The sequence below is a fragment of the Aeromonas sp. 55A genome (assembly GCF_051919665.1).
GTDB lineage: Bacteria > Pseudomonadota > Gammaproteobacteria > Enterobacterales > Aeromonadaceae > Aeromonas > Aeromonas veronii.
Window position 1 is genome coordinate 2559917 of the sequence record NZ_JBQBEH010000008.1, and the last position, 24611, is coordinate 2584527.

The following is a 24611-nucleotide window of genomic DNA, read 5'->3' on the forward strand; positions in this document are numbered from 1 at the left end:
GGCTGTTGCTTATTGCATGCAAATCAGGATCCAGGAGAGAACATGATTACTAACACCATTACCATGGAACAGGGCATCACAATTACCCAACTCAAAGGGCAGGCTTATCAGATTGCTGACGATGGCAGTCAAAGATTGTTGGCTGAAGGTGATGTGCTGCCGAAAGGGGCGGTGATCATGTCGCCGGATGGCGCCAGTTTTATGGGCGGCGGAAAGTCGTTCAATGTGCAACCAGCCAGCGAGCAGAGTGAGCCTGCCGAAGAGGGAGATGCTCCCCAGCTGGCGCAAAACGGCGCTACAGGTACACCTGATGATATCAATGCCCTGCAACAGGCGATCTTGGGTGGCGCGGACCCGACCCAGGCCTTTGAAGCCTCTGCCGCAGGCGGTGCACCTGCTGCCGGTGGTGGCGGTATTGGGGGCGTCGCCGGTGCCAGTGGCAACGGCGGTTTTGTCACCATCGACCGTACCGGTTCCGCAACCATTGCTGAAGCCACTTTCGATACCACCTATAACGCCAATGGTGAACTACCGCTTGGTGCTGCTGGCGAGGATGAGGTATTTGACCTGACTCCGCCCATCATTTCCGTCGTTGCGCCAGATAACACCAATGACACCACTCCGACCCTGACCGGAACCACGGATGCTCCTGCTGGCAGCACTGTGACCTTGCTGGTCACCGATGCAAACGGTAATCAACAAACCCTGACCGCTATCGTCACACCCAGCGGTACCTTCACCGTGGATGTGGTCACCCCATTGGCCGAGGGTTCTTATACCGTTACCGCCACTGTGACCGATCCGGCCGGCAACACCGGCACCGCGACCGACGATGGCAGCGTCGATGTGACAGCTCCCGTGATCACGGTCGATGCGCCGGACAACACCAACGACACCACCCCGACCATTACCGGTACAACGGATGCCCCGGCGGGCAGTACCGTTACCCTGGTCGTGACCGATGCTAACGGCAACCAGCAGACCCTTACCGCCACCGTACAGCCGGACGGCAGCTACAGCGTGGATGTCACCACCCCATTGGCGGAAGGCAGCTATCAGGTGACGGCCAGCGTCACCGACCCGGCTGGCAACACCGGCACCGCGACCGACGATGGCAGCGTCGATGTGACAGCTCCCGTGATCACAGTTGATGCGCCGGACAACACCAACGACACCACTCCGACTATTACCGGTACGACGGATGCCCCGGCGGGCAGTACCGTTACCCTGGTCGTGACCGATGCTAACGGCAGCCAGCAGACCCTGACCGCCATCGTACAGCCGGACGGCAGCTACAGCGTGGATGTCACCACCCCATTGGCGGAAGGCTCTTATACCGTCACCGCGACTGTGACCGATCCGGCCGGCAACACCGGCACCGCGACCGACGACGGCAGTGTGGACATCACCGCCAACATCACGGTGAGCCTGGATGACGTCAACAGCGGCAACGTCGCCAATGCCCCGATCAGCGGCACCTCCGATGTCGGCCCAGACCGTACCGTGACCCTGGTGATCACCGACGCCAATGGCAACACCGTGGAAACCACCGCAACCACCGGTGCCGATGGCAGCTACACCACCAACGTTGACCTCCGCAGCCTGGCCGATGGCAATCTGGTCGTCACCGCAAGCGTCACCGACGCAGCCGGCAACACCGCCAATGCCAGCGACGACACCACCCTGCTCGACACCGAAGCCGAAGCCACCATCGAACTCAACGTCATTGCCGGCGATGACATCCTCAACGCCGAAGAGGCCAAGGGCGATGTCGCCGTCACCGGTACCGTCGGTGGCGATGCCAAAGAAGGTGACACCGTCACCCTGACCATCGGTGTCAACACCTACACCGGTAAAGTACAAGCCGACAACACCTTCAGCATCAACGTGCCGGGCAGCGTGCTGGCTGCTAACAGCAGCGTGAACGCCAGCGTCACCGCCACCGATGGCAACGGCAACAGCGTTACCGCCGAGACCGACCGCGATTACAGCGTCGACACCGAAGCCGAAGCCACCATCGAACTCAACGTCATTGCCGGCGATGACATCCTCAACGCCGAAGAGGCCAAGGGCGATGTCGCCGTCACCGGTACCGTCGGTGGCGATGCCAAAGAAGGTGACACCGTCACCCTGACCATCGGTGTCAACACCTACACCGGTAAAGTACAAGCCGACAACACCTTCAGCATCAACGTGCCGGGCAGCGTGCTGGCTGCTAACAGCAGCGTGAACGCCAGCGTCACCGCCACCGATGGCAACGGCAACAGCGTTACCGCCGAGACCGACCGCGATTACAGCGTCGACACCGAAGCTGAAGCCACCATCGAACTCAACGTCATTGCCGGCGATGACATCCTCAACGCCGAAGAGGCCAAGGGCGATGTCGCCGTCACCGGTACCGTCGGTGGCGATGCCAAAGAAGGTGACACCGTCACCCTGACCATCGGTGTCAACACCTACACCGGTAAAGTACAAGCCGACAACACCTTCAGCATCAACGTGCCGGGCAGCGTGCTGGCTGCTAACAGCAGCGTGAACGCCAGCGTCACCGCCACCGATGGCAACGGCAACAGCGTTACCGCCGAGACCGACCGCGATTACAGCGTCGACACCGAAGCTGAAGCCACCATCGAACTCAACGTCATTGCCGGCGATGACATCCTCAACGCCGAAGAGGCCAAGGGCGATGTCGCCGTCACCGGTACCGTCGGTGGCGATGCCAAAGAAGGTGACACCGTCACCCTGACCATCGGTGTCAACACCTACACCGGTAAAGTACAAGCCGACAACACCTTCAGCATCAACGTGCCGGGCAGCGTGCTGGCTGCTAACAGCAGCGTGAACGCCAGCGTCACCGCCACCGATGGCAACGGCAACAGCGTTACCGCCGAGACCGACCGCGATTACAGCGTCGACACCGAAGCTGAAGCCACCATCGAACTCAACGTCATTGCCGGCGATGACATCCTCAACGCCGAAGAGGCCAAGGGCGATGTCGCCGTCACCGGTACCGTCGGTGGCGATGCCAAAGAAGGTGACACCGTCACCCTGACCATCGGTGTCAACACCTACACCGGTAAAGTACAAGCCGACAACACCTTCAGCATCAACGTGCCGGGCAGCGTGCTGGCTGCTAACAGCAGCGTGAACGCCAGCGTCACCGCCACCGATGGCAACGGCAACAGCGTTACCGCCGAGACCGACCGCGATTACAGCGTCGACACCGAAGCTGAAGCCACCATCGAACTCAACGTCATTGCCGGCGATGACATCCTCAACGCCGAAGAGGCCAAGGGCGATGTCGCCGTCACCGGTACCGTCGGTGGCGATGCCAAAGAAGGTGACACCGTCACCCTGACCATCGGTGTCAACACCTACACCGGTAAAGTACAAGCCGACAACACCTTCAGCATCAACGTGCCGGGCAGCGTGCTGGCTGCTAACAGCAGCGTGAACGCCAGCGTCACCGCCACCGATGGCAACGGCAACAGCGTTACCGCCGAGACCGACCGCGATTACAGCGTCGACACCGAAGCTGAAGCCACCATCGAACTCAACGTCATTGCCGGCGATGACATCCTCAACGCCGAAGAGGCCAAGGGCGATGTCGCCGTCACCGGTACCGTCGGTGGCGATGCCAAAGAAGGTGACACCGTCACCCTGACCATCGGTGTCAACACCTACACCGGTAAAGTACAAGCCGACAACACCTTCAGCATCAACGTGCCGGGCAGCGTGCTGGCTGCTAACAGCAGCGTGAACGCCAGCGTCACCGCCACCGATGGCAACGGCAACAGCGTTACCGCCGAGACCGACCGCGATTACAGCGTCGACACCGAAGCCGAAGCCACCATCGAACTCAACGTCATTGCCGGCGATGACATCCTCAACGCCGAAGAGGCCAAGGGCGATGTCGCCGTCACCGGTACCGTCGGTGGCGATGCCAAAGAAGGTGACACCGTCACCCTGACCATCGGTGTCAACACCTACACCGGTAAAGTACAAGCCGACAACACCTTCAGCATCAACGTGCCGGGCAGCGTGCTGGCTGCTAACAGCAGCGTGAACGCCAGCGTCACCGCCACCGATGGCAACGGCAACAGCGTTACCGCCGAGACCGACCGCGATTACAGCGTCGACACCGAAGCTGAAGCCACCATCGAACTCAACGTCATTGCCGGCGATGACATCCTCAACGCCGAAGAGGCCAAGGGCGATGTCGCCGTCACCGGTACCGTCGGTGGCGATGCCAAAGAAGGTGACACCGTCACCCTGACCATCGGTGTCAACACCTACACCGGTAAAGTACAAGCCGACAACACCTTCAGCATCAACGTGCCGGGCAGCGTGCTGGCTGCTAACAGCAGCGTGAACGCCAGCGTCACCGCCACCGATGGCAACGGCAACAGCGTTACCGCCGAGACCGACCGCGATTACAGCGTCGACACCGAAGCCGAAGCCACCATCGAACTCAACGTCATTGCCGGCGATGACATCCTCAACGCCGAAGAGGCCAAGGGCGATGTCGCCGTCACCGGTACCGTCGGTGGCGATGCCAAAGAAGGTGACACCGTCACCCTGACCATCGGTGTCAACACCTACACCGGTAAAGTACAAGCCGACAACACCTTCAGCATCAACGTGCCGGGCAGCGTGCTGGCTGCTAACAGCAGCGTGAACGCCAGCGTCACCGCCACCGATGGCAACGGCAACAGCGTTACCGCCGAGACCGACCGCGATTACAGCGTCGACACCGAAGCTGAAGCCACCATCGAACTCAACGTCATTGCCGGCGATGACATCCTCAACGCCGAAGAGGCCAAGGGCGATGTCGCCGTCACCGGTACCGTCGGTGGCGATGCCAAAGAAGGTGACACCGTCACCCTGACCATCGGTGTCAACACCTACACCGGTAAAGTACAAGCCGACAACACCTTCAGCATCAACGTGCCGGGCAGCGTGCTGGCTGCTAACAGCAGCGTGAACGCCAGCGTCACCGCCACCGATGGCAACGGCAACAGCGTTACCGCCGAGACCGACCGCGATTACAGCGTCGACACCGAAGCTGAAGCCACCATCGAACTCAACGTCATTGCCGGCGATGACATCCTCAACGCCGAAGAGGCCAAGGGCGATGTCGCCGTCACCGGTACCGTCGGTGGCGATGCCAAAGAAGGTGACACCGTCACCCTGACCATCGGTGTCAACACCTACACCGGTAAAGTACAAGCCGACAACACCTTCAGCATCAACGTGCCGGGCAGCGTGCTGGCTGCTAACAGCAGCGTGAACGCCAGCGTCACCGCCACCGATGGCAACGGCAACAGCGTTACCGCCGAGACCGACCGCGATTACAGCGTCGACACCGAAGCTGAAGCCACCATCGAACTCAACGTCATTGCCGGCGATGACATCCTCAACGCCGAAGAGGCCAAGGGCGATGTCGCCGTCACCGGTACCGTCGGTGGCGATGCCAAAGAAGGTGACACCGTCACCCTGACCATCGGTGTCAACACCTACACCGGTAAAGTACAAGCCGACAACACCTTCAGCATCAACGTGCCGGGCAGCGTGCTGGCTGCTAACAGCAGCGTGAACGCCAGCGTCACCGCCACCGATGGCAACGGCAACAGCGTTACCGCCGAGACCGACCGCGATTACAGCGTCGACACCGAAGCCGAAGCCACCATCGAACTCAACGTCATTGCCGGCGATGACATCCTCAACGCCGAAGAGGCCAAGGGCGATGTCGCCGTCACCGGTACCGTCGGTGGCGATGCCAAAGAAGGTGACACCGTCACCCTGACCATCGGTGTCAACACCTACACCGGTAAAGTACAAGCCGACAACACCTTCAGCATCAACGTGCCGGGCAGCGTGCTGGCTGCTAACAGCAGCGTGAACGCCAGCGTCACCGCCACCGATGGCAACGGCAACAGCGTTACCGCCGAGACCGACCGCGATTACAGCGTCGACACCGAAGCTGAAGCCACCATCGAACTCAACGTCATTGCCGGCGATGACATCCTCAACGCCGAAGAGGCCAAGGGCGATGTCGCCGTCACCGGTACCGTCGGTGGCGATGCCAAAGAAGGTGACACCGTCACCCTGACCATCGGTGTCAACACCTACACCGGTAAAGTACAAGCCGACAACACCTTCAGCATCAACGTGCCGGGCAGCGTGCTGGCTGCTAACAGCAGCGTGAACGCCAGCGTCACCGCCACCGATGGCAACGGCAACAGCGTTACCGCCGAGACCGACCGCGATTACAGCGTCGACACCGAAGCTGAAGCCACCATCGAACTCAACGTCATTGCCGGCGATGACATCCTCAACGCCGAAGAGGCCAAGGGCGATGTCGCCGTCACCGGTACCGTCGGTGGCGATGCCAAAGAAGGTGACACCGTCACCCTGACCATCGGTGTCAACACCTACACCGGTAAAGTACAAGCCGACAACACCTTCAGCATCAACGTGCCGGGCAGCGTGCTGGCTGCTAACAGCAGCGTGAACGCCAGCGTCACCGCCACCGATGGCAACGGCAACAGCGTTACCGCCGAGACCGACCGCGATTACAGCGTCGACACCGAAGCCGAAGCCACCATCGAACTCAACGTCATTGCCGGCGATGACATCCTCAACGCCGAAGAGGCCAAGGGCGATGTCGCCGTCACCGGTACCGTCGGTGGCGATGCCACAGCGTTACCGCCGAGACCGACCGCGATTACAGCGTCGACACCGAAGCTGAAGCCACCATCGAACTCAACGTCATTGCCGGCGATGACATCCTCAACGCCGAAGAGGCCAAGGGCGATGTCGCCGTCACCGGTACCGTCGGTGGCGATGCCAAAGAAGGTGACACCGTCACCCTGACCATCGGTGTCAACACCTACACCGGTAAAGTACAAGCCGACAACACCTTCAGCATCAACGTGCCGGGCAGCGTGCTGGCTGCTAACAGCAGCGTGAACGCCAGCGTCACCGCCACCGATGGCAACGGCAACAGCGTTACCGCCGAGACCGACCGCGATTACAGCGTCGACACCGAAGCTGAAGCCACCATCGAACTCAACGTCATTGCCGGCGATGACATCCTCAACGCCGAAGAGGCCAAGGGCGATGTCGCCGTCACCGGTACCGTCGGTGGCGATGCCAAAGAAGGTGACACCGTCACCCTGACCATCGGTGTCAACACCTACACCGGTAAAGTACAAGCCGACAACACCTTCAGCATCAACGTGCCGGGCAGCGTGCTGGCTGCTAACAGCAGCGTGAACGCCAGCGTCACCGCCACCGATGGCAACGGCAACAGCGTTACCGCCGAGACCGACCGCGATTACAGCGTCGACACCGAAGCCGAAGCCACCATCGAACTCAACGTCATTGCCGGCGATGACATCCTCAACGCCGAAGAGGCCAAGGGCGATGTCGCCGTCACCGGTACCGTCGGTGGCGATGCCAAAGAAGGTGACACCGTCACCCTGACCATCGGTGTCAACACCTACACCGGTAAAGTACAAGCCGACAACACCTTCAGCATCAACGTGCCGGGCAGCGTGCTGGCTGCTAACAGCAGCGTGAACGCCAGCGTCACCGCCACCGATGGCAACGGCAACAGCGTTACCGCCGAGACCGACCGCGATTACAGCGTCGACACCGAAGCTGAAGCCACCATCGAACTCAACGTCATTGCCGGGCTGCTAACAGCAGCGTGAACGCCAGCGTCACCGCCACCGATGGCAACGGCAACAGCGTTACCGCCGAGACCGACCGCGATTACAGCGTCGACACCGAAGCCGAAGCCACCATCGAACTCAACGTCATTGCCGGCGATGACATCCTCAACGCCGAAGAGGCCAAGGGCGATGTCGCCGTCACCGGTACCGTCGGTGGCGATGCCAAAGAAGGTGACACCGTCACCCTGACCATCGGTGTCAACACCTACACCGGTAAAGTACAAGCCGACAACACCTTCAGCATCAACGTGCCGGGCAGCGTGCTGGCTGCTAACAGCAGCGTGAACGCCAGCGTCACCGCCACCGATGGCAACGGCAACAGCGTTACCGCCGAGACCGACCGCGATTACAGCGTCGACACCGAAGCCGAAGCCACCATCGAACTCAACGTCATTGCCGGCGATGACATCCTCAACGCCGAAGAGGCCAAGGGCGATGTCGCCGTCACCGGTACCGTCGGTGGCGATGCCAAAGAAGGTGACACCGTCACCCTGACCATCGGTGTCAACACCTACACCGGTAAAGTACAAGCCGACAACACCTTCAGCATCAACGTGCCGGGCAGCGTGCTGGCTGCTAACAGCAGCGTGAACGCCAGCGTCACCGCCACCGATGGCAACGGCAACAGCGTTACCGCCGAGACCGACCGCGATTACAGCGTCGACACCGAAGCTGAAGCCACCATCGAACTCAACGTCATTGCCGGCGATGACATCCTCAACGCCGAAGAGGCCAAGGGCGATGTCGCCGTCACCGGTACCGTCGGTGGCGATGCCAAAGAAGGTGACACCGTCACCCTGACCATCGGTGTCAACACCTACACCGGTAAAGTACAAGCCGACAACACCTTCAGCATCAACGTGCCGGGCAGCGTGCTGGCTGCTAACAGCAGCGTGAACGCCAGCGTCACCGCCACCGATGGCAACGGCAACAGCGTTACCGCCGAGACCGACCGCGATTACAGCGTCGACACCGAAGCCGAAGCCACCATCGAACTCAACGTCATTGCCGGCGATGACATCCTCAACGCCGAAGAGGCCAAGGGCGATGTCGCCGTCACCGGTACCGTCGGTGGCGATGCCAAAGAAGGTGACACCGTCACCCTGACCATCGGTGTCAACACCTACACCGGTAAAGTACAAGCCGACAACACCTTCAGCATCAACGTGCCGGGCAGCGTGCTGGCTGCTAACAGCAGCGTGAACGCCAGCGTCACCGCCACCGATGGCAACGGCAACAGCGTTACCGCCGAGACCGACCGCGATTACAGCGTCGACACCGAAGCTGAAGCCACCATCGAACTCAACGTCATTGCCGGCGATGACATCCTCAACGCCGAAGAGGCCAAGGGCGATGTCGCCGTCACCGGTACCGTCGGTGGCGATGCCAAAGAAGGTGACACCGTCACCCTGACCATCGGTGTCAACACCTACACCGGTAAAGTACAAGCCGACAACACCTTCAGCATCAACGTGCCGGGCAGCGTGCTGGCTGCTAACAGCAGCGTGAACGCCAGCGTCACCGCCACCGATGGCAACGGCAACAGCGTTACCGCCGAGACCGACCGCGATTACAGCGTCGACACCGAAGCCGAAGCCACCATCGAACTCAACGTCATTGCCGGCGATGACATCCTCAACGCCGAAGAGGCCAAGGGCGATGTCGCCGTCACCGGTACCGTCGGTGGCGATGCCAAAGAAGGTGACACCGTCACCCTGACCATCGGTGTCAACACCTACACCGGTAAAGTACAAGCCGACAACACCTTCAGCATCAACGTGCCGGGCAGCGTGCTGGCTGCTAACAGCAGCGTGAACGCCAGCGTCACCGCCACCGATGGCAACGGCAACAGCGTTACCGCCGAGACCGACCGCGATTACAGCGTCGACACCGAAGCCGAAGCCACCATCGAACTCAACGTCATTGCCGGCGATGACATCCTCAACGCCGAAGAGGCCAAGGGCGATGTCGCCGTCACCGGTACCGTCGGTGGCGATGCCAAAGAAGGTGACACCGTCACCCTGACCATCGGTGTCAACACCTACACCGGTAAAGTACAAGCCGACAACACCTTCAGCATCAACGTGCCGGGCAGCGTGCTGGCTGCTAACAGCAGCGTGAACGCCAGCGTCACCGCCACCGATGGCAACGGCAACAGCGTTACCGCCGAGACCGACCGCGATTACAGCGTCGACACCGAAGCCGAAGCCACCATCGAACTCAACGTCATTGCCGGCGATGACATCCTCAACGCCGAAGAGGCCAAGGGCGATGTCGCCGTCACCGGTACCGTCGGTGGCGATGCCAAAGAAGGTGACACCGTCACCCTGACCATCGGTGTCAACACCTACACCGGTAAAGTACAAGCCGACAACACCTTCAGCATCAACGTGCCGGGCAGCGTGCTGGCTGCTAACAGCAGCGTGAACGCCAGCGTCACCGCCACCGATGGCAACGGCAACAGCGTTACCGCCGAGACCGACCGCGATTACAGCGTCGACACCGAAGCCGAAGCCACCATCGAACTCAACGTCATTGCCGGCGATGACATCCTCAACGCCGAAGAGGCCAAGGGCGATGTCGCCGTCACCGGTACCGTCGGTGGCGATGCCAAAGAAGGTGACACCGTCACCCTGACCATCGGTGTCAACACCTACACCGGTAAAGTACAAGCCGACAACACCTTCAGCATCAACGTGCCGGGCAGCGTGCTGGCTGCTAACAGCAGCGTGAACGCCAGCGTCACCGCCACCGATGGCAACGGCAACAGCGTTACCGCCGAGACCGACCGCGATTACAGCGTCGACACCGAAGCCGAAGCCACCATCGAACTCAACGTCATTGCCGGCGATGACATCCTCAACGCCGAAGAGGCCAAGGGCGATGTCGCCGTCACCGGTACCGTCGGTGGCGATGCCAAAGAAGGTGACACCGTCACCCTGACCATCGGTGTCAACACCTACACCGGTAAAGTACAAGCCGACAACACCTTCAGCATCAACGTGCCGGGCAGCGTGCTGGCTGCTAACAGCAGCGTGAACGCCAGCGTCACCGCCACCGATGGCAACGGCAACAGCGTTACCGCCGAGACCGACCGCGATTACAGCGTCGACACCGAAGCCGAAGCCACCATCGAACTCAACGTCATTGCCGGCGATGACATCCTCAACGCCGAAGAGGCCAAGGGCGATGTCGCCGTCACCGGTACCGTCGGTGGCGATGCCAAAGAAGGTGACACCGTCACCCTGACCATCGGTGTCAACACCTACACCGGTAAAGTACAAGCCGACAACACCTTCAGCATCAACGTGCCGGGCAGCGTGCTGGCTGCTAACAGCAGCGTGAACGCCAGCGTCACCGCCACCGATGGCAACGGCAACAGCGTTACCGCCGAGACCGACCGCGATTACAGCGTCGACACCGAAGCTGAAGCCACCATCGAACTCAACGTCATTGCCGGCGATGACATCCTCAACGCCGAAGAGGCCAAGGGCGATGTCGCCGTCACCGGTACCGTCGGTGGCGATGCCAAAGAAGGTGACACCGTCACCCTGACCATCGGTGTCAACACCTACACCGGTAAAGTACAAGCCGACAACACCTTCAGCATCAACGTGCCGGGCAGCGTGCTGGCTGCTAACAGCAGCGTGAACGCCAGCGTCACCGCCACCGATGGCAACGGCAACAGCGTTACCGCCGAGACCGACCGCGATTACAGCGTCGACACCGAAGCTGAAGCCACCATCGAACTCAACGTCATTGCCGGCGATGACATCCTCAACGCCGAAGAGGCCAAGGGCGATGTCGCCGTCACCGGTACCGTCGGTGGCGATGCCAAAGAAGGTGACACCGTCACCCTGACCATCGGTGTCAACACCTACACCGGTAAAGTACAAGCCGACAACACCTTCAGCATCAACGTGCCGGGCAGCGTGCTGGCTGCTAACAGCAGCGTGAACGCCAGCGTCACCGCCACCGATGGCAACGGCAACAGCGTTACCGCCGAGACCGACCGCGATTACAGCGTCGACACCGAAGCCGAAGCCACCATCGAACTCAACGTCATTGCCGGCGATGACATCCTCAACGCCGAAGAGGCCAAGGGCGATGTCGCCGTCACCGGTACCGTCGGTGGCGATGCCAAAGAAGGTGACACCGTCACCCTGACCATCGGTGTCAACACCTACACCGGTAAAGTACAAGCCGACAACACCTTCAGCATCAACGTGCCGGGCAGCGTGCTGGCTGCTAACAGCAGCGTGAACGCCAGCGTCACCGCCACCGATGGCAACGGCAACAGCGTTACCGCCGAGACCGACCGCGATTACAGCGTCGACACCGAAGCCGAAGCCACCATCGAACTCAACGTCATTGCCGGCGATGACATCCTCAACGCCGAAGAGGCCAAGGGCGATGTCGCCGTCACCGGTACCGTCGGTGGCGATGCCAAAGAAGGTGACACCGTCACCCTGACCATCGGTGTCAACACCTACACCGGTAAAGTACAAGCCGACAACACCTTCAGCATCAACGTGCCGGGCAGCGTGCTGGCTGCTAACAGCAGCGTGAACGCCAGCGTCACCGCCACCGATGGCAACGGCAACAGCGTTACCGCCGAGACCGACCGCGATTACAGCGTCGACACCGAAGCCGAAGCCACCATCGAACTCAACGTCATTGCCGGCGATGACATCCTCAACGCCGAAGAGGCCAAGGGCGATGTCGCCGTCACCGGTACCGTCGGTGGCGATGCCAAAGAAGGTGACACCGTCACCCTGACCATCGGTGTCAACACCTACACCGGTAAAGTACAAGCCGACAACACCTTCAGCATCAACGTGCCGGGCAGCGTGCTGGCTGCTAACAGCAGCGTGAACGCCAGCGTCACCGCCACCGATGGCAACGGCAACAGCGTTACCGCCGAGACCGACCGCGATTACAGCGTCGACACCCCCCCCACCACCACCGGCGGTTACACGCAGGGTGATGAGGGCACACTGCTCACCCTGACGTGGGGCCAGTTCAACGCCAGTGATGCAGATACACCTGAGGATCAGCTGTCGATCAAGATCACCTCACTGCCGGCGGATGGGGTGCTGCAGTACAAGGATGACGACGGTAACTGGCTGGCTGTGGTTGAAAATCAGGTATTTACTCAGGCAGAAATCGCCGCCGGCAAGCTGCAGTTCAAGCCTGATCCGCATGAGGCGAGCGGGTCGGCGGATAGTGGCGCAGGTTCAGGTGGGGTTGGCAACAAGCTGGGGGATTATGCGTCGTTCGGCTATCAGGTGAGCGACGGGGTAAACAACAGCGGTAATGCGACCTTTGTGGTTGACGTCAAGCCGGTGGTCGACGGTGTGACGCTCAAGGTTGAGCTGGTGAGTGGCGGGTTTGTGCCGGGGGCGGCTAAGGTAGAGCAGATCCTGTCCGACCTGAATGGCAAGACGCCTTCTACGTCGCCAACTAACAAAGATGATTATCTGGTTTCCAGTAATGGCGGCTGGGTTCAAGGCGGTGGCGGTAACGACACCATCAAGTACGGCACAGGTTTCCATTTTGAGGCCGATGGTGGGACTGGTAACGATATTCTGATCGGTGGTGGCAGTGTCACTGACAACCTGGATGGTGGTGATGGGGATGACATCTTGATTGGCGGTAAGAATGCTACTGCGTCGGTCACTCTGAATGCTGGTGCTGGCGATGACATGCTGATTGCGCAAAGCCTGAAGGCGTCCACGACCTATTACGGTTGGGACGGGAAAGATGTGGCCTATGTCCCAGGCTCAATGAAGGATTTTCAGCTGGTGATGGGCGGTTCGCCAAATCAATTTGATTATCGACTGATTTATACAGGTACCAATGCTGGGTCCAACAGACCCTTCCATGATTTTTACAGTGTTGAGACTCTTTACCTGCAAGATGGCAAGTATGAGTTCAAGAATGGCAATCTGACTAAAGTAGCTGATCTGGCGACCTTGAAGGTTGATGTCGACTTGAAAGATATCGACGGCAGCGAACATTTTACCGAGCTGACCATCAAAGGGTTACCTCAGGGGACGCTACTGTCAGGCGGCACACTGCAAGCCGATGGTAGTTGGAAAGTACCGGCCAGCATGCTGGATAGAGACGGGAAATTGTCGCTGCAGGTGGAGTTGCCTGTCGGTAGCCAGAATATCAAGGTGACCGTGGTGGCAGGCTCGCAAGAGTATGACATGAATGGTCAGCCGATAGTCGGTGAAGTGAAATATACCGAAGCGGATACCGGCTTTATGGTCAAGCCCACTAACCCGAATGGGGACAATGGTACGTCAGACAAACCTGTCGAGGGTGGGCGTGGTGATGATGTATTGCTGGGAGATATAGGTGGTATCAAGACCTCGGTTGAACCGGGTAAAAACTACAATATCGCCCTGATTGTAGATACATCAGGCAGTATGAAATTTGGCCTGGATGGAAGGGAAAACCCGCCTGCAGGCCAGGACAGAATGACCTTGACGATTAACGCCCTGAAAGCGTTGGCCAATCAGCTGGCAGGCCATGATGGTGTCGTTAACGTGACGCTCATTGGCTTTAGTACCTCGGCGAGTTCACTGTTGACGATTAACGATCTGTCCAGAAGTAATGTGCAGTCGTTTATCGACAAGATCAGCTTGTTGAAGGCCGACGGGGCGACCAACTACGAGGATGCCTTTATCAAGGCTGCCGCGTGGTTCAACAGCCAGCCGGGCAGTGGCAGCGGGAAAACGTTCGAGAACCTGGCCTACTTCCTGACTGACGGTAACCCGACGGTTTATAACGGGGATACTTCGGGCAGTGGTGGCACAACCAACGATATCGATATGCAGAAGGCCATCGATGCTTTTGCGAATCTGTCCGGCCAGAGCGAGGTCAAGGCGATCGGCATCGGTAATGGCGTGACGCAGGGGAACCTGGCGTATTTCGACAATACCAAGGTGGTCGCTTCAGGTAGTCAATATGAGAACGCTCAGTTGCTGAATGATTTTTCCGGCAATACGGGGCCGTGGAGCGCGAGTAGCTGGAGCAAGACCGGCGATAGCTCGGGCTCGGTTGATATCTCCGGCGGCCGTCTGACGCTGACGGATAAGGGTGATAATGGTGTGTCAGTGTTTAGAAGCGAAAAGCTGACAGTGGCGGCGGGGACCGGCCTGCGCTTCGATCTGAGTACGGGTAATGATTTCGGTCGCGGAGACACGTTCTCGGTGCAACTGCAACGCTGGAATGGCTCTGTCTGGGAGAATGTCGGTGCCGTGGTGACCTCGGCCGGAACAGTCAACAGCGGTGCGTTGGAGGCGGGGGATTACCGCTACGTATTCACCGTAAATGAGGATGATAGGGGGTATTCTGCCTCGCTGCTGATCGACCACCTGAACAAGGTTCTGGGTGGGCGTCCGTCAGTTGGCCAACCCGATATCATCACCACGGCAGATCAGCTTAAGGCTGTGCTGGTTGGCAGTTCGACCACCAATACACCTGCTGAGGTGGGGAATGATGTCCTGCACGGTGGCGCGGGTAACGATATCCTGTTCGGGGATGCCATCAATACCGATCACCTGCCGTGGGGCACGGCTGGCAACCCGACCAAGCCGGCAGACTGGGTCAATGGCAAGGGGCTGGATGGGCTGACCCAGTTCCTGACCTTGAAAAACGGTTATGCACCCAGCTCGATAGAGCTTTACGAGTACATCAAGGGGAATGCCAACTCATTGGATGTGGCGGGTGATACCCGAGGGGGCAACGACAAGCTGCACGGTGGTCTGGGGGACGATATCCTGTTTGGCCAGGGCGGTGACGATGAGCTCTACGGTGATGATGGCAAGGATATCCTTTATGGCGGCACTGGCAGTGACAAACTGTATGGTGGTTTGGGTAACGACATTCTGACTGGCGGAGAAGGTAAAGATTTCTTCGTATGGAATCAGGGTGATGCTAGTGCCAGCAATCTTGCCGTTGATGTCATTACTGATTTTAACAAGACGGCCAATAATACTGTCGACTTGAATCAGAAAGATGTTATTGATCTGAGTGACCTGCTTGACTCTGATGGAAGTAAGAGTGAAGCATCTCTGAAAGGACTGCTCTCAATCTTTGAAGAGAGCGGCAAGGTTCGTTTGGAAGTGAGAGATGACACAAGTGATGATAAATTGATGCAAACAATAGTGTTGGAAGGTCACTCTTTTGCCTCACTGACAGGCAATACATATACGGATAAGAGCCAAGCCAGCCAGGTCATCGACTATATGTTGTTGAACAATATGCTGGAGATCGACAAGCCTCACGGCTAAAACGAGCAGACAGTAGAAAAGCAAAAGCGGCAGAGCAATCTGCCGCTTTTTTTATTTTTGCAGGGAAGCGAAATCAGTTGCCGAGGGTGGCGAACAGGCTCTGCTCCAGGGTACCGCGGGAGACACAGACCGGCTTGATGGACGGGGCCGGTACGCGCTCGCCTGAGGATTCCACAAAGAACAGCTCGGTGTTGCCTTTGACGTTGACGGTGGCCACGCTGCTGTTGCCGCTCTGGGTGATGATCAGGTTGATCTGCAGGTCAGGGTTGCCCAGTGCTACTTTGGAACCCATGGTGCCGCAGTCCAGCCACTCAAGTCCGTCGGCCGACTGGTTGACATTGGCGGTCATCAGGCCGGCACCGCGCTGACTGTTTTCGATGGTGAGGCCGTGGTCGGTGAACCACTTTTCGGCGCGAGCCCACACCAGATCCACCGGGATCGCCATCTCCTGGGTATTGTTGGTCGCCTTGGCGACCGGCGGGTTGTAGCGATACTCCTCACCACCGTTATTGTCGCCAGCACAACCTGCCAGCAGCAGCGCCAATGCGCACCCCATCATCTTTTTCATCTTGCTTCTCTCGTCCATTTATCAGGCCATTGGCCAACCGGTGCCTATTATCACCTGAGCGACAACCTCTGTCAGCATGCGTGCTGCATCGGTGTAAACGGAGGGGTTACCGGGGGTGCTTTACAAAATTGGTTTGCTATCATAGATTTGCTCGAAATTCCTCCATAAGCGCCCCTGTGACCAACATGCTTACCCCGGATCTGCTTCAGCAGATCATCGACCAGTTGCCAATGAGTATCTTCTGTCGTGATAGGCATGGTCGCTACCTGTTTGCCAATCGTGAATTTGCCATTGAGGCCAAGTTGGGTTCACCCGCCGAGGTGGTCGGCAAGAGTGATGCAGAGATGCCATGGGGCGATGTATTTCGTACCGAGGACGCGCAGTTGCTGACGGGGGGCGTTCCCTTGCTTCATCAACAGTTGCACTGTAATCGGGGCGGTGAGACCTGCTGGATGGAGGTGCACAAGATCCCGCTTTACACGGCTCAGGGTGAGCCATATGCCGTATTCGGAATGGTCAACGAGATTGCCCAGCGCAAGCACCTGGAACAGACGGTCAAAAAACAGCAGGTGCTGCAGCGTTTTCTGCTCGATGCCATCCCTGACCTGATCCGTTTCGATGATCACAACGGGGTGTTGCTGGAGTGCAACCAGGCGTTTCTCGACTTTATTGGTCAGGGGGCGGATGAGGTGCTGGGTCAGCAGCTGCCGTTCCGGCTGGCGGCACCCCAAGGGATGGGCCACGGCGAATGTTGTCTGCTGGATGCCAGAGGGCAGGGACGGCATATGGAGATCACCCGGGTCGATGTCCCCGATGGGGATGGTCACTCCCTCGGGATCCTGACGCTGGGGCGCGATATCACTGGCTTGCGCACCACTCAGGCACAGTTGCAGCAGGAGCAGCACTACGACAGCCTCACCGGGCTGCTCAAACTCTCCCGTTTCTTGCAGACCAGCCGCCATTTGGGGTGCCGCAGCGCCACACTGGTGCTGGTCGATCTGCACCACTTTCGTGAGGTTAACGATCGCTTCGGGATCCGGATTGCCGATCGCCTGCTGAGCCAGGTGGCCAAGCGACTACAGCAATTGGTTCCGCCGCGAACCTTGCTCTGCCGGGTGGCTGCCGATGACTTCTGTCTGTTACTCCCCGATTTCAACGAGCCGTTGCAGGAGTGGAACCAGCATCTGCAGCAGCAGTTGATGGAGTACTATCAGGTGGAAGATCATCGTATCCAGATCCCGGTGTTTCTGGGGCTGGCTCAGGGGCGGGCAAGCGATGCCGAGCGGTTGCTCAGCCATGCTGAAGCGGCGCTGGCGCAGGGCAAGCGGCAGCAGCAGTACTGCACTCTGTTTGATCCGGCGCTGCACGCCCGGCTCAAGCGGCGTCAACTGATCGCCGCCCAGTTACCGCTCGCCATCAAGTCATCCCAGCTGGTTGCCGTCTACCAACCCATTATCAGCAGCACAACCCATCTGCTTTGTGGTGCAGAATTGCTTTGCCGCTGGCCGCATCCTGAACTTGGCATGATCTCGCCGGAAGAATTTATTCCACTGGCCGAAGAGATGGGGATCATCGGCCAACTTGGTCAGCTGATGCTGGAGTTGGGGTGTGCTCAGTTGGCCCAGTGGCAAACCGATCAGCCGGATATGGTACTCTCCATCAACCTTTCGCCGTTGCAGTTTCGTGATCCGGCGCTCTGCAAGCTGGTGCAGGGCTGCATTGCACGTCATGGTCTGAATGCAGGCCAGCTGGAGCTGGAGATCACTGAAGGAGTCTTGATGGAGAATGCCGATGAGATCGAGACCAACCTGGATAACCTGATCGCCGCCGGTTTTCAACTGGCCATCGATGATTTCGGTACTGGGTATTGCTCGCTGGCCTATCTGCCAAGGCTCAAGGTCGCCACGCTCAAGCTGGATCGCAGCTTCACCCAGGGGTTGGTCAGCAACAGTGCCACCACCGCCATCGTGAGATCGGTCATCGGACTTGGTCATGAGCTGGGGATCTGCATTACTGCAGAAGGGGTGGAAACCGTCGAGCAACAGTTGTGGCTGACCCAGGCGGGGTGTGATCGGCTACAGGGTTATCTGTTCAGCCCCCCGTTGTCGCCCGAGCAGTTTGCCGCCAGTTATTTGTGACAGTCTGCAATAACAGAGAGGCCACCCGCAGGTGGCCTCTCTGTTTGTGGCAGGGATCAATCCTGGAAGTAGGTGCCCCAGCCATCGTAGTCCACCCCATATTTTTCCAGGATGGGCAGCATCTTGGCGATATCGGCAACGATCGCTTCGACATTCAGCTTGCACTCGATGGTGGCATCGAAGCAGAAGATGGTGGCGCCGTCATCCAGTTCCATCTCTTCGGCATCGGTCACTTCAAAACCGGCCTTGAACAGGTCAACCGCTGCTTTTTCCAGACGGTCGAAATCCTGGCAGGCGAAGTGGTGCTCGATGTCGTAATCCGCATCGGGATTGCTGCCATCGGCCAGCAGTTCGTTGACGATCTCGGTGGTCTCTTCACGCCACTCTTGCATATTCAGACTCATGTTGCCTCCAGGCGGTATCATTGCGGCAAAGCATACTCGCAGAGTGGATTCGGCTCAATGTGGCAAAGCTATAGAGGCCGTGATTTCCCGCGGTTTGGTGATCATTCATATATGAGGCGGGTCACGGTTAGGCAGATTTCTGCTCCGAAACGGCTAATAACCGTTCATTGCGTTCAGTTGTTGAGCGAACGTGCTTTTTATCGTGCCATCATGGTTGACACTCTGCGCTGGAAAGGGTTTAATGCGCGCCGTTGCCCAGATAGCTCAGTCGGTAGAGCAGGGGATTGAAAATCCCCGTGTCGGCGGTTCGATTCCGTCTCTGGGCACCACAATTCCTCCTTAGTTCAGTCGGTAGAACGGCGGACTGTTAATCCGTATGTCACTGGTTCAAGTCCAGTAGGAGGAGCCAAATTCGAAAAGCCCGCTCAATCGAGCGGGCTTTTTCATTTCTAGTTGCTGTTGCATGCTGCCAAAAAGAGCGTCGCGCCACAGGTGGCACTGAACAGCAGCATTCCGGTCTGCAACATGCTGCCAGGGCATGGCTTCTTCTCTCTTTTTCTGGCCCTGATCCACTTCGGTTTCATCACATTCCCTTATCCATTTTGTCGGCCTGAATGGCTGCACTCCTGTGCAGGCGAGCCATCTTTGTTGAATGGCGCCATGGCGTCAATCTCCCCCGCAAAACAATTAATTCAGCACCGTTGAAGAGCGGCTTGTCTGGTGATGTTTCGACCTTTAAGCCATTGTTAACATTTTGGAAAACCGGAGTGACCCTGTGGCTGGGCGAGGATATTATGGGGTCAATGATGTTCCCATCCTGACGGAGAGACCCCAGATGAACAGCCCCTTGAGCTATGTACTGGACGGCATTCATTGCGAGCCGCACTTTTTTACCGTTCCCCTCGATCATGGTGAGCCGGATGGTGACAGCATTACCCTGTTTGCCCGTACCCTCTGCCGTAAAGACAAGCTCGATGAGAAGTTGCCTTGGCTGCTGTTTCTGCAAGGGGGGCCGGGATTCGGGGCGCCGCGCCCGACGGCTAACAGTGGTTGGCTCAAGCGGGCGTTGCAGGAGTTCAGAGTGCTGCTGCTGGATCAGCGTGGCACCGGGATGTCGAGCCCCATCCATGGGCATATTCTGGCCAAAATGACACCGACCGAGCAGGCGGAGTATCTCAGCCATTTTCGCGCCGACAGCATAGTGCAAGATGCCGAGTTCATCCGGCTGGAGCTCAGTCCCAAGCATCGCTGGAGCCTGCTGGGGCAAAGCTTTGGTGGTTTTTGCTGCTTGACCTATCTCTCGCTCTTCCCCGATAGCCTGCGGGAGGTTTATATCACCGGCGGCATCGCGCCGATTGGCCGCAGCGCCGAGGAGGTTTACCGCGCCACCTATCAGCGGGTGGCTGACAAGAACCGAGCCTTCTTCGCCCGCTTCCCCCACGCTCAGGGGATTGCCAACCGGTTGGCTAACCATCTGCACCAGCACGATGTGCGGCTGCCCAACGGCCAGCGCCTGACGGTGGAGCAGTTCCAGCAGCAAGGGCTGGATCTCGGCGCTACGGGTGCTTTCGAGGAGCTTTATTACCTGCTGGAAGAGGCCTTTATCGGCGACAAGCTGAGCCCGGCCTTTCTCTATCAGGTGCAGAGCATGCAGCCATTCAATACCAACCCGCTGTTTGCCATCCTGCACGAGGCTATCTACGCCGAAGGGGAGGCGACTCGCTGGGCGGCGGATCGGGTCAGAGGGGAGTTTCCTGCGGTGAACTGGGCGCCTGGCAAGGATTTCGCCTTCACCGGCGAGATGGTTTACCCCTGGATGTTCGAGCAGTTCCGCGAGTTGCTGCCCCTGAAAGAGGCGGCCCATCTGCTGGCCAACAAGGCGGACTGGGGGGCGCTCTATAATCCGGCCCAGCTGGCCCGCAACAAGGTGCCGGTAGCCTGCGCCGTCTATGCCGAGGATATGTATGTGGAGTTTGACTACAGTCGCGAAACTCTGCGTGGCCTTGGCAACAGTCGTGCCTGGATCACCAATGAATATGAGCACAACGGTTTGCGCGCCGATGGTGAAGCGATTCTTGATCGTCTGATCGCGTTGAATCGCGACCGTTAATTGTCGTTATCGGCAATCATCGCGGGAGTCCGGACTCCCGCGATGATTGTTATGGATGGTTGTTATGAAAGCGTGACGCCCTGAACCTTGCCCCGCGCCTGCCAGACGATGAGTGGATAGCCGGCTGATTAATTTCCCCCTCTTTCACTGTTTCTGCCGATCCCTCACCATATACTTGCCAAATGACTCTGTATTGAGCCGCGGTCAAACCGATTGACCAACTCGTGCTCGTTACCATTAGAAAGTCGCTCTACCGCTCTGTATCCCGCGTATCAGATATGCCATCTCTGCATGCCCCGCAATCCGGGGTAGGGGATGGTCGTGCTTTTCAATCAAGATAAGGATGTATGATGAGAAAGTCTCTGTTGGCCTGCTCCCTGTTGCTGTGCCCTGTCGTGTTTGCTGCCACCCCCCATTGGGAATATAGCGGTGAGGCGGGGCCTGCCCACTGGGCCAAGCTGACCCCTGAGTTTGGCCAGTGTGCGGGTAGCAATCAGTCGCCGGTTGACCTGAACGGATTGGTCGAGGCCAAACTGGCCCCGCTGGTACTCCACTATCAGGCGGGTGGCAACACAGTGGTCAACAATGGTCATACCGTGCAGGTCGGTTATGCCCCGGGCAGCATTTTGCAACTCGATGGCACCAGGTTTGAGCTCAAGCAGTTCCACTTCCACGCCCCGAGTGAAAACCTCATCGAGGGCAAATCCTATCCGCTGGAAGGGCATCTGGTGCACGTCAGTGACAAGGAAGAGATCGCCGTGGTGGCGGTGATGTTCGAGGCTGGCAAGGCCAATCCTGCGCTGGCGGCAGCTTGGAGTGCATTACCTGCCAAGGTGGGGGAGATCCAGGCCCTCAAGGCGCCGCTCTCTGCTGAGCAACTGCTGCCGGAAAGCCATGACTACTATCGCTTCAGCGGTTCCCTTACTACGCCTCCATGCTCGGAAGGAGTGCGCTGGCTGGTGATGAAGCAGCCGGTTGAGGTCAGTCAGGCCCAGATCGACGCCTTCAAGGCGGTGATGCACCACCCCAACAACCGGCCGGTGCAACCGCTCAATGGGCGCGTGGTCCTGCAATAACACAGAGTTGCAATAGCACAGTAGATAGCAAAAACAACAAGAGGGCCGCGAGGCCCTCTTTTACATAGCGAGGTATCGGCGAGCGATCAGAGGCTGGCGGCGATGCGGGCGCCGAGGGCCGCGTTATTCAGTACCAGCTGGATGTTGGCGGCGAGCGAGTTGCCGCCAGTCAGCTCGCAGACGCGGGCCAGCAGGAAGGGGGTTGACGCCTTGCCCTTGATCCCCTGCTCATCGGCTTCACGCAGCGCTTGGGCAATGGCTGCGTCGATGTCGGCTTTAGGCATGGCGTGTGCGGTCGGGATGGGGTTGGCCACCACGGCGCCGCCCGCCAGTCCCAGCTCCCACTTGAGGCGCAGCGCCTCGGCGATGGCTGCCGGGGTATCGAGGCGATAATCGACCTTGAAGCCGCTCTCGCGGGTGTAGAAGGCGGGCAGCTCCTCGGTTTGATAGCCGATCACCGGTACGCCCTGCGTCTCCAGATACTCCAGAGTCAGCCCGATATCGAGGATCGATTTGGCCCCCGCACAGACTACGGCCACCGGCGTTTGTGCCAACTCCTGTAGATCGGCCGAGATATCGAAGGTCTCCTGCGCGCCGCGATGTACCCCGCCAATACCACCGGTGGCAAAGACCCGGATCCCCGCCATGGCAGCGATGATCATGGTCGAGGCGACCGTGGTGGCCCCCATCCCCTTGCGCGACAGTACGAACGGAATGTCGCGGCGGCTGCACTTGGTCACGCTGTGGCCTGCCCGGCCGAGCGCTTCCAGCGCACTCGCATCGAGACCCACCTTGAGGCGGCCATCGAGGATGGCGATGGTGGCCGGAATGGCGCCGTTATCGCGCACCACCTGTTCAACCTGACGGGCCGTATCCACGTTCTGCGGATAGGGCATGCCGTGGGAGATGATGGTGGATTCGAGGGCAACCACCGGTTTGCCCGCGGCCAGCGCGGCAGCCACTTCCGGTTGGATATCGAGGTAAGCGTTCAGCATGAGTACTCCTCCAGTATGCGGTCAACGGCGGTCTTGCTCAGACCGGAAAAAACGGTATCGGAACAATTGACGGTGAGGGCGGCGCAGCCCAGGGCAAAGCGGGTGGTTTGGGCAATGTCGAGCTCTTGCAGCCAGGCGTGGGCGAGGCCAGCCATAAAGGCATCCCCGCCGCCGGTGACGTTGAGCACCGGACAGCCTAGCACCGGCAGGTGACCCTGCTGCTCGCCATCGCTGTAGAAGATCCCCTGTTCACCCAGACTGAGGAACAGTCGCTTGACCCCGGCGCGGTGGAACCAGGCGGCCACCATGGGCCAGGTTTCGGGCCCGGCGATGGTCATGCCGCACAGCTGCTCGGCTTCGCTTCGATTGGGTTTGAGGGTGTGGATCTTGCCGAGCCAGGGGCGGATCTTCTCCACTTTGGCCACCGAAACGGTATCGACAAAGATGGCGTGCTCACCTTGCCGTTCAAACAACCAGTCGAGGGTGTGGATAGCCAGATTGGTGTCGAGCACCCAAAGCAGGGCACCGCCGAGAAAGCCTGCGAGGGGGGTCAGGCGGGCAGGGGTGAGCTGCTCTATGATGGCCATGTCGTTGATGGCGCAGCTCATTTCGCCGCTACCATCATGCAGGCTGAGATAACAGGAGGTGGCGTGACCATCGAGCACCAGAGTCTGGCGCACATCGACGCCGGCCCGCTGGCTCACCTCCAATAGATGGTGACCATACTGGTCGTTACCGACAGCAGTCAGCAGTCGGGTATCGCTGCCGAGCCGCGCCAGATTCTCGGCGATATTGCGGCCGACACCACCGGCCGAGGTGCGCACCTTGCCTGGGTTGGAGTCGCCGAGCAGAAGGTTGTCGTGGCTGGTGCCGCAAATATCCATATTGGCACCGCCGATCACCACCACGTAGGGGCCCTCTCGCAGTACATAACCTCTGCCTTGCACATATCCCTGCCGGATCAGGCTGGAGATGTGGCTGGCCAGCGCAGAGCGGCTGATGCCGAGGCGATCGGCCAGCTCCTGCTGGGCAATCATGGGATCCTGACGCAGCAGGGCGAGGATCTCTTGTTCACGCTCAGTCATAGACAAACATCCATTTACAAACGTTTGTCTATTATTGCTGGGAAACGTTTGCTGGCCATCAGCTTGTACAAAATTTGTCGGCTTGCGCACAAAAAATCGACATTCAAAGCTGGGTTGGCAAGCGGTTTAGCCGGGGAGGGGACTTTTAACGGGTCGGTGGCCCTGCAACGGCTTATAATGGCCGCCGCAAGAT

Annotated in this window: 11 protein-coding genes and 2 tRNA genes; 9 read left to right on the plus strand and 4 right to left on the minus strand. The window is 59.1% G+C overall.

Going from position 1 to position 24611, the window contains the following annotated elements:
• Positions 1-42: 42 nt before the first annotated feature.
• The 3 genes from ACTG2G_RS16010 to ACTG2G_RS16020 are packed head-to-tail and all read left to right on the plus strand — an operon-like array spanning position 43 to position 16042.
• The gene (locus ACTG2G_RS16010; RefSeq protein WP_439985619.1) at positions 43-6876 is read left to right on the plus strand and encodes an Ig-like domain-containing protein; all 6834 of its coding nucleotides are present in this window, start codon (positions 43-45) and stop codon (positions 6874-6876) included.
• Positions 6759-7718 carry an Ig-like domain-containing protein gene (locus ACTG2G_RS16015; RefSeq protein ID WP_439985907.1) on the plus strand — a complete coding sequence of 320 codons (960 nt, stop codon included), beginning with the start codon at positions 6759-6761 and terminating at the stop codon, positions 7716-7718. The genes ACTG2G_RS16010 and ACTG2G_RS16015 overlap by 118 nt, the downstream gene beginning before the upstream one ends.
• Entirely contained in the window at positions 7715-16042 is an 8328-nt protein-coding gene (locus ACTG2G_RS16020; protein WP_439985620.1) for a beta strand repeat-containing protein, read from the plus strand. Before ACTG2G_RS16015 ends, ACTG2G_RS16020 begins: the two co-directional genes overlap by 4 nt.
• Positions 16043-16115: 73 nt before the next feature.
• On the opposite strand, the gene ACTG2G_RS16025 is transcribed toward ACTG2G_RS16020, so the two are convergent.
• Positions 16116-16610: a hypothetical protein gene (locus ACTG2G_RS16025; protein ID WP_439985621.1), complete on the minus strand. Its 495-nt coding sequence runs from the start codon at positions 16608-16610 to the stop codon at positions 16116-16118.
• A 185-nt stretch (positions 16611-16795) separates the two neighbouring features.
• Between ACTG2G_RS16025 and ACTG2G_RS16030 the strand changes: the two genes are divergently transcribed.
• Positions 16796-18748 carry a sensor domain-containing protein gene (locus ACTG2G_RS16030; RefSeq protein ID WP_421230651.1) on the plus strand — a complete coding sequence of 651 codons (1953 nt, stop codon included), beginning with the start codon at positions 16796-16798 and terminating at the stop codon, positions 18746-18748.
• Positions 18749-18804: 56 nt separating this feature from the next.
• On the opposite strand, the gene rraB is transcribed toward ACTG2G_RS16030, so the two are convergent.
• Positions 18805-19140 (minus strand): ribonuclease E inhibitor RraB, encoded by a 336-nt coding sequence (gene rraB, locus ACTG2G_RS16035; RefSeq protein WP_033114697.1) that lies wholly within the window; start codon positions 19138-19140, stop codon positions 18805-18807.
• 265 nt (positions 19141-19405) lie between these two features.
• Here rraB and ACTG2G_RS16040 point away from each other — a divergent pair.
• The 5 genes from ACTG2G_RS16040 (at position 19406) to ACTG2G_RS16060 (ending at position 22338) form a co-directional block, all read left to right on the plus strand.
• A tRNA-Phe gene (locus ACTG2G_RS16040) sits at positions 19406-19481 on the plus strand.
• Positions 19482-19485: 4 nt separating this feature from the next.
• A tRNA-Asn gene (locus ACTG2G_RS16045) sits at positions 19486-19561 on the plus strand.
• Between the two features lie 83 nt (positions 19562-19644).
• Entirely contained in the window at positions 19645-19857 is a 213-nt protein-coding gene (locus ACTG2G_RS16050) for a hypothetical protein (RefSeq protein WP_216975756.1), read from the plus strand.
• A gap of 130 nt (positions 19858-19987) precedes the next feature.
• Complete coding sequence (locus ACTG2G_RS16055) at positions 19988-21262, plus strand: alpha/beta fold hydrolase (protein ID WP_227342028.1); 1275 nt, start codon at positions 19988-19990, stop codon at positions 21260-21262.
• A gap of 350 nt (positions 21263-21612) precedes the next feature.
• Positions 21613-22338 carry a carbonic anhydrase gene (locus tag ACTG2G_RS16060; RefSeq protein ID WP_227342997.1) on the plus strand — a complete coding sequence of 242 codons (726 nt, stop codon included), beginning with the start codon at positions 21613-21615 and terminating at the stop codon, positions 22336-22338.
• 86 nt (positions 22339-22424) lie between these two features.
• Here ACTG2G_RS16060 and ACTG2G_RS16065 read toward each other — a convergent pair whose 3' ends face one another.
• Together ACTG2G_RS16065 and ACTG2G_RS16070 are read right to left on the minus strand one after the other, a co-directional pair.
• Positions 22425-23333, minus strand: a complete 909-nt coding sequence (locus ACTG2G_RS16065) for a pseudouridine-5'-phosphate glycosidase (protein WP_252657249.1) — start codon at positions 23331-23333, stop codon at positions 22425-22427.
• On the minus strand, positions 23327-24418 hold the full coding sequence (locus ACTG2G_RS16070; protein WP_439985622.1) for a PfkB family carbohydrate kinase: 1092 nt from the start codon (positions 24416-24418) through the stop codon (positions 23327-23329). The genes ACTG2G_RS16065 and ACTG2G_RS16070 overlap by 7 nt, the downstream gene beginning before the upstream one ends.
• Positions 24419-24611: the final 193 nt, after the last annotated feature.